This window comes from Actinoplanes sp. NPDC051633 (assembly GCF_040681735.1).
GTDB lineage: Bacteria > Actinomycetota > Actinomycetes > Mycobacteriales > Micromonosporaceae > Actinoplanes.
In genome coordinates this window covers 1-9,059 of sequence record NZ_JBFAZH010000197.1, presented here as the reverse complement: position 1 = coordinate 9,059, position 9,059 = coordinate 1, and the positions used below count along the sequence as shown (strand labels likewise).

Sequence of the window (9,059 nt, the reverse complement as noted above, 5' to 3'; positions counted from 1 at the left end):
TCTATTTCATTTGCGTTAAGCTTTTGATCTACATTAAGCGTGCAGGTTTTTTGCCCGGCACCGGCATGATGCACCAGCTTGAGATCCTGGATCCGGATCTGCCGCGCCGCCTCGGCGATGTGCGCGATCTGCTCCGCCCGGGTCGCGTGCGGCGCCAGCCGGCCGAGCACGGGCATGGTTACGTGTTCGACCGCCAACGCGCTCATGCCTCGGCCGCCATCGAGCTGACCAGCACCTGCTGGACGAGCCGCTGCGCGGCGAGCGCGTCGTGCGCGGACTGTGCCGTGCGCAGCGCGGTGGCGTACCCGTCCAGATAGGTGGCGACGTGCCAGATACCTGCGCCGAGCACTGGTGGGCTGGACATGGGTGCGAACCTCCGTGGGTGGGTCAGCCCTTGGTGGCGCCGGCGGTGAGGCCGCCGACGATCCATTTCTGCAGGACGACGTAGGCGATCAGGATGGGTACGACGGCGATGAGGATGCCGGCGGCCAGGCCGGTGTTGTTGTTGGCGAACTGGCCCTGGAAGTTGAGCAGTCCGACGGGGATGGTCTTGCTGGTGTCGGAGTTGAGCACGATCAGGGCGAACAGGAACTCGTTCCATGTCGAGACGGCGTCCAAAATGGCAACCGTCACCAGCGCGGGCAGCGACAGCGGCAGGATCAGCCGGAAGAAGATCCGCCATTCGCTGGCGCCGTCGATGCGTGCGGCCTCGATGAGCTCCCCGGGCAGTTGCCGGAAGAACGACTGCAGGACCAGCACCTCGAACGGGATTCCGAAGGCCAGATAGGGGCCGACCAGCCCGAGCAGGTTGTCGGTGATTCCCATGCTGCGCAGCATGATGAACACCGGGACGATGGTGATGTAGATGGGGATGGTCAGGCCGAGGAAGACCGTGAACATGATGGTGCGGCGGAAGCGGATGCGCAGCTTCGACAGCGCGTACGCCAGCATGGCTGACAGCAGCACCCCGATCGGCACCTTGAGCAGCAGCAGAATCGCGCTGTTGCGGTAGGTGGTGGCGAACTTGCCGATGCTCCACGCATCAGTGAAGTTCGTCCAGGTGAACTCACTCGGCCAGGTCAGCGGTCCGCTGGCGATGAAGTCAGCGAGCGGGCGGACGCTGGTGATCAGCAGCAGCACCAGTGGGGAGATCCAGATAACCGCGGCGATGGACAGGACGACGGTGGCGGTGATGCCACCTTTGGACTTGGGCGGGCCCGCGACCGGTTCCCGGGTGGCGACGACGGCGTCGGGCAGCGCGGCGGCGGCCTGAGGCACGGAGGCTGAGCCGAGGCTGCTCATGAGTCGTGCTCCTTGGTCTGGGACCGCACGTAGGGAATGCTGACCGCGATGGCCACGACGGTGATGACGACGGCGATCGCGGTGCCGTAGCCGGCTTGGTAGTACTGGAAGACGTTGAAGTACATCCAGGTGCCCATCACCTGGGTGGCCGAACCGGGCCCGCCGTAGGTGGTGGCGTAGATCAGGTCGAAGACCTTGAACGAGTCGATCAGCGACAGCGCCAGCACGATGTAGTGCGCCGGCTTCAGGTTGGGCATGGTGATGTGCCAGAACTGCTGCGACTTCGTGGCGCCGTCCATGGTCGCGGCCTCGTACTGGTCCTGCGAGATTCCTTGCAGCGCGGCTAGATACAGCAGCATCGGAAAGCCGGTGCGCAGCCAGATGGCCGGCACCATCACCGCGGCAAGCGCGGTCGAGTTCTGGCCCAGCCACGGTTGCGCCAGGCTGTCCAGCCCGATCAACCGCAGGAACTCGTTGACCGCGCCGTAATCCGGGTTGTAGAGCCAGCCCCAGATCGACGCGACGGCGACCAGCGGCAGCACCCCGGGGGTGTAGAACAGCATCCGCAGGATCGGCTTGCCGCGGACCTTGCCGTTGAGGGTGATCGCCAGCGCGAGGCCGACGACGACCGGGACGACGATGGTGACGACAGTCCAGATCAGGTTGTTGATCGCGGCCTTGAGCACGACGTCGTCGTTGAGCATGGCCTTGTAGTTGTCGAGGCCCACGATGTTGTAGCCAGGGCTCAGGCCGTCCCAGTCAGTCAGGCTGAAGTACAACGAGTTGAACGCCGGGTAGACCAGGAACCAGATGTAGACGGCCAGCGCGGGGATGGCGAACAGCCACGGCGTGAGGCCGCCGTGGCGCCGCTTCTGACGGCTGGGTCGCGTTCGCGGCGTGGTCACCGCGCCGGCGGTGGATGCCATGACCGTGGTCCTACTTCTTCTTGGCCCAGGCGGAGACGATCTCCTGCATCCGCTTGGCCGCAGCGGCCGGATCGACCTTGCCCTGCAAGATTTCGCTCTGCAGGCTGAAGTACTGGTCGGCCTGCTGCTTGGGAAACGCCTGGTCCTGGATCGTGTAGAACTGACTGGTCTTGTTGATTTCGGCCCATTCGTAGGACAGCGGCAGCTTGGACTTGTCGGGCTCGGCGCCGGTGACCGTGGATCCGGTGATGCCGAGCGCCTTCTGGGTGTCGGGGGTGACCAGGAAGTCGATGAGGGCGGCGGCCTTGTCCTTGTTGCCGGACTTGGCGTTGACCATGTAGCCCTCGACGAAGCCTGAGTGCCGGGATGGCTGGTGGTCGGTGGGCAGCTCGAAGGTGCCGAAGTCCGCCGACTTCTTCTTCGCGCTCAGGATGGCGTTGTTCTCGGTCCACTGGCCGGTGATGGTGTACGCGTTCTTGCCCTGCACGTATCCCGGTTCGATGTCAGCGGGGTCGAGGCCGAGTGCGCCCTGGGGCATCCACTTGCGGTCCTGCCACTTCTTGAAGTTCGTGAACGCGGTGACAACCTCGGGCCGGTCCCAGCTCTCGTCGCCGGTCAGCAGCTTGTCGTGCAACTCCGGGCCGGCCGACTGCTCGAGCAGATACTCGAACAGGCGCATGATGTGCCAGCCGTACTTGCCGCCGGTGCCCAGCGGAGTGATGCCGGCCGCGACCAGCTTGTCGTTGGCCGCCTCCAGCTCGGCGTACGACTTGGGCACCTCGACCTTGGCCTGCGCGAAAAGCGCTTTGCTGTACCAGCCGCCGACGCCGGCCAGGAAGAACGGGACGCCGCTCTTCACGCCGTCGAAGGTCATGCCGGCAATCGCATTCTGATTGATCTTGCTGTCCCAGCCGTGTTTGGCGTAATAGGGCGTGAGGTCGGCGGCCTGCTTGGCCTTGGCGTACGGCGCGCCGATCTGGCCGCCCCAAATGCGCCACACGTCCGGACCCGACCCGCCGAGCAGCTCGGTGCGCAGCTTGTCCGGATACACGGCGGCTCCGGAGCCCGGCAGGTTGTCCACAGTGGTCTTGGTGCCGTTCTGTTGGTCGAACTTCGCAACCTGAGCCTTGAAAGTGTCGACAGTGGCGGTGTCCTCGTAGGTGAACAGTCGCAGCGTGTTCGACCCGCCGCCGCCGGTCGAATCACCACTGGAGCTGTCGTTGGAGACGCCGGTGCAGGCAGTGAGGCCAGCTCCGGCGGCGGCCGTGGCGGCGAGGCCGAGGAACCGTCGGCGGGAGTAGTGAGATGCGGACATGGTGACTCCTTGGAGGGGGATGTTGGTACTGCGGGGAGCTAGGCGCGGGACCGGCCGAAGCGCCGGATCTTGGCGAACATGTCTTCGAGCAGGAAGCGGACGTCGACGGATTCGACGAGCCGTACGGGGTGCCCGGAACCGGGCAGGTAGTGGCCCTCGGCGCCGAAGCGTGGAGCCGGCACGGTGCGAAAGTTGCCGCCGCGCGGGAAGAGCATGAGGGAGACGGCCGGTGAGTCGCCGAGCGAGCGCGACTCGATCGGCTCGGGGTGGTGTGTCTCGTTGAACTCGACTGTCTGGTCGATCAGGTAGTCGGCGAGGTCGCTGGTGCCGCGGATCTTCTCCTCCAGCTCGGCGTAGCTCACCGACACCTGGGAGTAGACGTTGCTCGGCACCTGCCAGATCGTGATGCCGGAGTCGAAGACCACGTTGGCCGAGGTGATGTCGTTGCCGAGGTTGAACTCGATGCCCGGGTACGTCTCCAGCCCGCCGTAACCGACGCCGCCGATCCAGATCACCACCACCGGCCGCCGGACGATCTCCGGGTCGAGCAAGATCGCCGACGCCATGTCGGTCAACGGCCCGAGGAAGGCGACGTAGAGCGGGTCTCGTTCCGTCGCCACCCGGCTTTCCTCGATGATCAGTTGAGCGCCGGGGCTGTCCTGCGGAGTTCTCTCATCGGTCAGGGCGAGGGCGGCACCATCGGCAACGGTCACCTCGCCCGTGAGGTCCATCAGGCTGAGCAGCCGGTCGATCTCCTCGCGGGACTCCGCCATGCTCCGCTCGCTGCGCCGCCGCCCGAAATGGGCAGCAATCAGTCCGCGCACGTCCAGCGAGGGCGAGAGCAGGGCATGAACGATCGCGTACTGATCGTCGGCCTCGTTCTTCGCGTCCGTGTTGATGATCACCCGGCGCCGGCGTGTCGACTTCATGACGCTCCTGTCAAGAGATAGACATCGGCATTACATCTGCATAATCTATCGGCACCGCAACTTCAGTCAACCCCTACGGCGGAGGCGGCTCGATGGCTGCGATCGGCCCGGTCATCGAGGGGCGCACTACGAACTGCAGCTGGCATGGGCGGTATGAGGAGGACCTGTCATGACGGTCGTCGCTGGCCAGTGGAGCGAGGTGGAGTTGGCGATCACCGGCCCCGTGGTCGACGACCCGTACATGGCGGTTGACGCCTGGGCGACATTTCGGCACTCCGACGGCGACGAGCTGCGGCGGCCACTTTTCTGGGATGGCGGCACCACCTGGCGGGTCCGGTTCGCCTCCCCGAAGGCGTCCGGCGAATGGCGCTGGGCGGTCGAGGGCCTTACCGAGGCCGGCGGCAGGGTCGTCGCCGGCCCGCCGCTGAACGACCATCCGCATCGGGCGCTGACGCGCGGGTTGATCACTGCGGATCCGCGCGGCCGCAGTTTCCGGTACGCCGACGGATCGCCGGTCTTCTTCGTCTGGGACACCGCGTGGGCGATGCCCTGGCGGGCGACCCTCGACGATGTCACGACGTACGCCGCGGACCGGCAGGCCAAAGGTTTCAACGCAGTCCTGCTGATGAGCGTGCAGCCCGACATGCGCGCCACCGGGCCGACCGGGCGCAACGTCGACGAGGGTTTCGAGGTGGCCTTCCACGACCTGCCCGACGGTCGGCTGACTCGAATCAATGTCGACTACTTCCAATATCTGGACGGCATCGCCGACGTCCTGATCGAGCACGGCATCACGCCGATCTGGCAGCCGGTCTTCCATGGCTACGGCTGGAAGGGACTCGACGTCGCAGGTCCGGTGATCCCGCCCGACGAGTACGCCCGCTACTGCCGCTACCTGGTCGCCCGCTACGGCGCCCGCCCGGCGATCTACCTACCGGGCGCCGACGGGGCGGGCACCGAACCGCAGATCGAGGCGGGCGGCCGCGAGTTCCACGCGTCGGACGCCTATCACCAGCCGACCGGTATTCACTACCGGCCGCACGCTCGCAACGACGCACACCAGGACGCGGATTGGCTCGACTTCCAGTCGTGCCAGACCGGCCATACCGGAGACCACGTCCCGGACCGGCTGGCCACCATGTGGGCACACCGACCGGTCAAGGCGATCATCAACGGTGAACCGAGCTACGAGCACACCGGCCGGCGCGGCGTCGCCGAAGGCTGGTGGCAGGGCCACGAGGCATGGTCCAACGTGTGCGCCGGCGCGGTCATGGGCGTCGCCTATGGCGCGGCGAGCCTCTGGCAGTGGCGGCTGCACCCCGCCGAACCCGGCCACGGCGACTATTTTCTCTGCCCGGATGCGGGCTGGCGGGAGGCGATGGACTTCGAGGGCAGCGCGTACGTCGGTCTCGTTGGCAAGATCCTCGACGGCCTGCCGCTGGCGAATGCGAGCCCTTGCTGGGACGTATCGACCAGTACCCGGGGATTGCTCGACCCCGGTGTCATCTACATCGGCTACGCCGAACATGGAGGCCCGTGGACGTTCCTCGACGCCGACGGGCGCGTTCCGGACCTCTACTGGATTGTCGACCCCCGCAGCGGTGACCTCGTCACTTCGGGTGAGCGCCCGGCCGACCGGGTGCCGCTCGCGATCGACCATGCCGGCCCGTACCTCATCATCTGCTCCCCCACCGCGCCGGCCGTCGTCCGTACCCACATGCCCGGCCAATGACATACTGCATTATTATTCAGTAGATGGCAGCATCAGCTCTTGACCTGGATGGTCACCCCGCCAGGGAGGGGTCCTCATGACCTCAGCACCACGCAGCATGTCCCGGACACCGTCGGACGGCGAGATCCGGCTGATCACCAAGGTTGCCCGGATGTACCACGAGCGCGGTATCCGGCAGACGAACATCGCCGACACACTGCACCTGTCCCAAGCCCGGGTCTCTCGGCTGCTGCGGCGCGCCACCGAACTCGGGATCGTCCGCACCGTCGTGATCGGCGGCGAAGGCATGCACACCCAGCTCGAAGAAGCCCTGGAAGAGAAGTACGCGCTGGCCGACGCAGTCGTCGTTGATGTACAGGGCTCCGAGCACGACATCGCCGCCGCTCTTGGGTCCGCCGGCGCCTCGTACCTGGAGACCACGCTGACCGGCGGCGAGCGCATCGGCATCTCCAGCTGGAGCCAGACCCTGCTCGCCGCGGTGGACCGCATGCATTCCCTGCGGCTGCCCGGCGCCGACAGCGTGATCCAGCTGGTCGGCGGGTTCGGCGCTCCATCGGCGCAGGCCGCGGGCAACCGCCTGCTCACGGAGCTGGCCCGGCTGATCGGTGCCTCTCCCATTTTCGTTCCCGCGCCCGGGCTGGTCGGCAAGAAGGCCATCCGAGACACGCTGCTCACGGACCCGGCGATGGAGGACGTGGCCACCGAGTGGGCGCGGTTGACCATGGTGCTGGTCGGCATCGGCAGTCTGCCGCCGTCGCCCTTGCTGCGCGCGAGCGGCAACGCCGTTGACCCGGCGGAGCAGGACAAGCTGCTTGCGGCGGGTGCGGTGGGCGACGTATGCCAGCGCTACTTCGATGCCGCCGGCGACCCGGTCCGGAGCGCGCTGGACGATCGGGTGGTGGGCATCGACGCTGACATGCTGCGCCGGGTCCGCCATCGCGTTGGTATTGCGGGCGGACAGAGCAAGCACGCCGCCATCCATGCAGCTTTGACCGGGGGCTGGGTCAACGTGATTCTCACCGATACGGGCACCGCGGAGGCGCTGCTCGCCCGCCACTAGCACTGACCAGCGGCGACCATTACTGGGTTGCCGCGGCGCGGCGGCAATGTCGCTGTGGCGGTCACGCCGAGCCGGAGCGGTGCCGGCCACTGAGCCGACGATCGCCGTCCTGCCGACGACAATCACCTCGGCCGCCCAGGCGATCGCCGAGATCCGCCCAGACCACGAGGGCGACCTGCGCCGAGCCGCGGACCTCAAAGCCGACTTCGGCCGCCGGCTCGACGCCCAGGCTCAATCCTCACCTCGTTGTGTAGGAGCTCTTATGGCGAGCCGGTCCAGACCGAGGTGAGGTAGATGCCGTAACCCGCGGATATGACAGCTAGCAGCGCGAGGACGACGACGGCAGTGTGCCGGTGGCTCTTCGCCAGTGCGGCCGCTACCGGCAATAGAACGGTGAATGCTGGGATGATGTTCCGGGCCTTGGAGTGGTAATACCCGGCGCCGAGGAACGCCATGGTGAACAGCACGAACGCAAACACCCACAGCTGCCACGGATACTGGTCCAGGGAAGTGATGACCAATAGCGCGATGACAATCAGTAACACCAGCGTGACGACGTACAAGGCCAACGGCTCGGCCCTGATGAGTTGTTTCTGCATGGTCTGGACGGTGTAGACGCCGAAGTCGAAGTGCATCTTCCAAGCCGAATTCTGGACGTGCATATACCCGTCCCAACGGCCTAGGCGGTGGCCGACCCAGGCAACGTACCCGACAAAGCCCAGCGGTGCGATGAGGCCGGCCACCCACGGGCGCCAGCCGTCCCGGCGCCGGAGGATGGCCGCCAGGGCGCTCAACAGGACCACGACGATGATCGACACACTGTTCGGGCGCGAAAGACCGGCCAGCATGCACAGCACGCCCGCGCGAAGCCATCGGCGGCGCAGCGTGAAGTACAGCGACCAGGCGGCGAGAGCGGTGAACAGGGTCTCGGTGTAGCCCATCGACTGCACGAATGCGTGCGGAATGGCTGCCCACAACCCGGCCAGCATGATGCCGGTGCGGCGGTCGCGCACGTGGCTGCCGACGGCGTAGACGCCGGCCGCCGCTGCCACGCCGAACGCCCAGGTGACCACGATTCCCGAAATGGCGGCGCCGCCCGGCATTATCGGGTCAACTAGCGCGATCAGTTTCGGGTACAGCGGAAAGAAGGCCAGGTTCGAGGTGGCGTCCGTGCCGTCGGACTTCAGTGGGATGGCCGCGTCGTAGCCGCGGGTCGTGACGCCGACGTACCACGCCGCGTCCCAGCGCCTGAGCATCGCCCATACGTTGCGGTGCTGCTCCTCCGCGACGAGCCAGGCAAGCCCGACGCCGAGCAGGCGTAACGTCTCGTAAAGCGCCACCGCCAGCCCGGCTGCGCGCCAGTCGAATCCGGCCCGCGTCAGCACGCCCGAGGGAGGTGGGTTCACCTCATCACGTGCCGACGGCTGATCCATGACAGTCCACCTTGCTCAAAGACGTTCGAAGCCCTCCGGAGCATCCGCAGCGCCTGGCGCAGCCTGTTGGCGACGTCACGGCTAGCAGATCGACGGGCACAGCGAAGACCTCCACATCCGGTGAAGGGTCCTTGCGGATGATTTCGCCGCGGCGAAGCGCGCCGGCGGACGGGGTGTTGCGGCCCTGGATCGGGGCGTTGTCGAGACGACGCAACCGGGCGCCTGCGCTACGATCCGGCCGCCGACGGGGGGCTTACTTGCGGGCCGGCCGGTCGATGATAATTGCTTATTCCAATTTCCTATTGGTTGGAACCAACAGGCGTTAGTGTGTTGTTGAGTTGGTACTTTCATGGGATTAATCC

The 9,059-nt window shown here is 66.4% G+C and carries 9 protein-coding genes; 2 read left to right on the top strand and 7 right to left on the bottom strand.

Translation table 11 applies throughout. The features are described 5' to 3' along the window. The 6 genes from AB0M20_RS14095 to AB0M20_RS14070 form a co-directional block, all read right to left on the bottom strand. Window positions 1–206 (bottom strand): hypothetical protein (locus tag AB0M20_RS14095; protein WP_364297983.1); only part of this gene is annotated, 206 nt, incomplete at its 3' end. Then, entirely contained in the window at window positions 203–364 is a 162-nt protein-coding gene (locus AB0M20_RS14090; RefSeq protein WP_364297981.1) for a hypothetical protein, read from the bottom strand. The genes AB0M20_RS14095 and AB0M20_RS14090, both read right to left, overlap by 4 nt. 23 nt (window positions 365–387) lie before the next feature. Further along, the gene (locus AB0M20_RS14085) at window positions 388–1,302 is read right to left on the bottom strand and encodes a carbohydrate ABC transporter permease (RefSeq protein ID WP_364297979.1); all 915 of its coding nucleotides are present in this window, start codon (window positions 1,300–1,302) and stop codon (window positions 388–390) included. Continuing rightward, window positions 1,299–2,228: a sugar ABC transporter permease gene (locus AB0M20_RS14080; protein ID WP_364297977.1), complete on the bottom strand. Its 930-nt coding sequence runs from the start codon at window positions 2,226–2,228 to the stop codon at window positions 1,299–1,301. Before AB0M20_RS14080 ends, AB0M20_RS14085 begins: the two co-directional genes overlap by 4 nt. A gap of 10 nt (window positions 2,229–2,238) precedes the next feature. Continuing rightward, complete coding sequence (locus AB0M20_RS14075) at window positions 2,239–3,543, bottom strand: extracellular solute-binding protein (RefSeq protein ID WP_364297975.1); 1,305 nt, start codon at window positions 3,541–3,543, stop codon at window positions 2,239–2,241. A gap of 38 nt (window positions 3,544–3,581) precedes the next feature. Beyond that, the gene (locus AB0M20_RS14070; protein ID WP_364297973.1) at window positions 3,582–4,472 is read right to left on the bottom strand and encodes a nucleoside hydrolase; all 891 of its coding nucleotides are present in this window, start codon (window positions 4,470–4,472) and stop codon (window positions 3,582–3,584) included. A gap of 169 nt (window positions 4,473–4,641) precedes the next feature. On the opposite strand from AB0M20_RS14070, the gene AB0M20_RS14065 reads away from it, so the two are divergent. Both AB0M20_RS14065 and AB0M20_RS14060 read left to right on the top strand, forming a co-directional pair. Then, on the top strand, window positions 4,642–6,204 hold the full coding sequence (locus AB0M20_RS14065; protein ID WP_364297971.1) for a DUF4038 domain-containing protein: 1,563 nt from the start codon (window positions 4,642–4,644) through the stop codon (window positions 6,202–6,204). A gap of 97 nt (window positions 6,205–6,301) precedes the next feature. After that, window positions 6,302–7,264, top strand: a complete 963-nt coding sequence (locus AB0M20_RS14060) for a sugar-binding domain-containing protein (protein WP_364297969.1) — start codon at window positions 6,302–6,304, stop codon at window positions 7,262–7,264. A 260-nt stretch (window positions 7,265–7,524) separates the two neighbouring features. Here the strand turns inward: AB0M20_RS14060 and AB0M20_RS14055 are convergent, their stop codons facing one another. Further along, entirely contained in the window at window positions 7,525–8,697 is a 1,173-nt protein-coding gene (locus AB0M20_RS14055) for a hypothetical protein (protein ID WP_364297967.1), read from the bottom strand. Window positions 8,698–9,059: the final 362 nt, after the last annotated feature.

Bases quoted from the DNA above. Each gene is read 5' to 3' on its own strand.
- AB0M20_RS14090 (WP_364297981.1), bottom strand. From the start codon at position 364: ATGTCCAGCCCACCAGTGCTCGGCGCAGGTATCTGGCACGTCGCCACC.
- AB0M20_RS14085 (WP_364297979.1), bottom strand. From the start codon at position 1,302: ATGAGCAGCCTCGGCTCAGCCTCCGTGCCTCAGGCCGCCGCCGCGCTG.
- AB0M20_RS14080 (WP_364297977.1), bottom strand. From the start codon at position 2,228: ATGGCATCCACCGCCGGCGCGGTGACCACGCCGCGAACGCGACCCAGC.
- AB0M20_RS14075 (WP_364297975.1), bottom strand. From the start codon at position 3,543: ATGTCCGCATCTCACTACTCCCGCCGACGGTTCCTCGGCCTCGCCGCC.
- AB0M20_RS14070 (WP_364297973.1), bottom strand. From the start codon at position 4,472: ATGAAGTCGACACGCCGGCGCCGGGTGATCATCAACACGGACGCGAAG.
- AB0M20_RS14065 (WP_364297971.1), top strand. From the start codon at position 4,642: ATGACGGTCGTCGCTGGCCAGTGGAGCGAGGTGGAGTTGGCGATCACC.
- AB0M20_RS14060 (WP_364297969.1), top strand. From the start codon at position 6,302: ATGTCCCGGACACCGTCGGACGGCGAGATCCGGCTGATCACCAAGGTT.
- AB0M20_RS14055 (WP_364297967.1), bottom strand. From the start codon at position 8,697: ATGGATCAGCCGTCGGCACGTGATGAGGTGAACCCACCTCCCTCGGGC.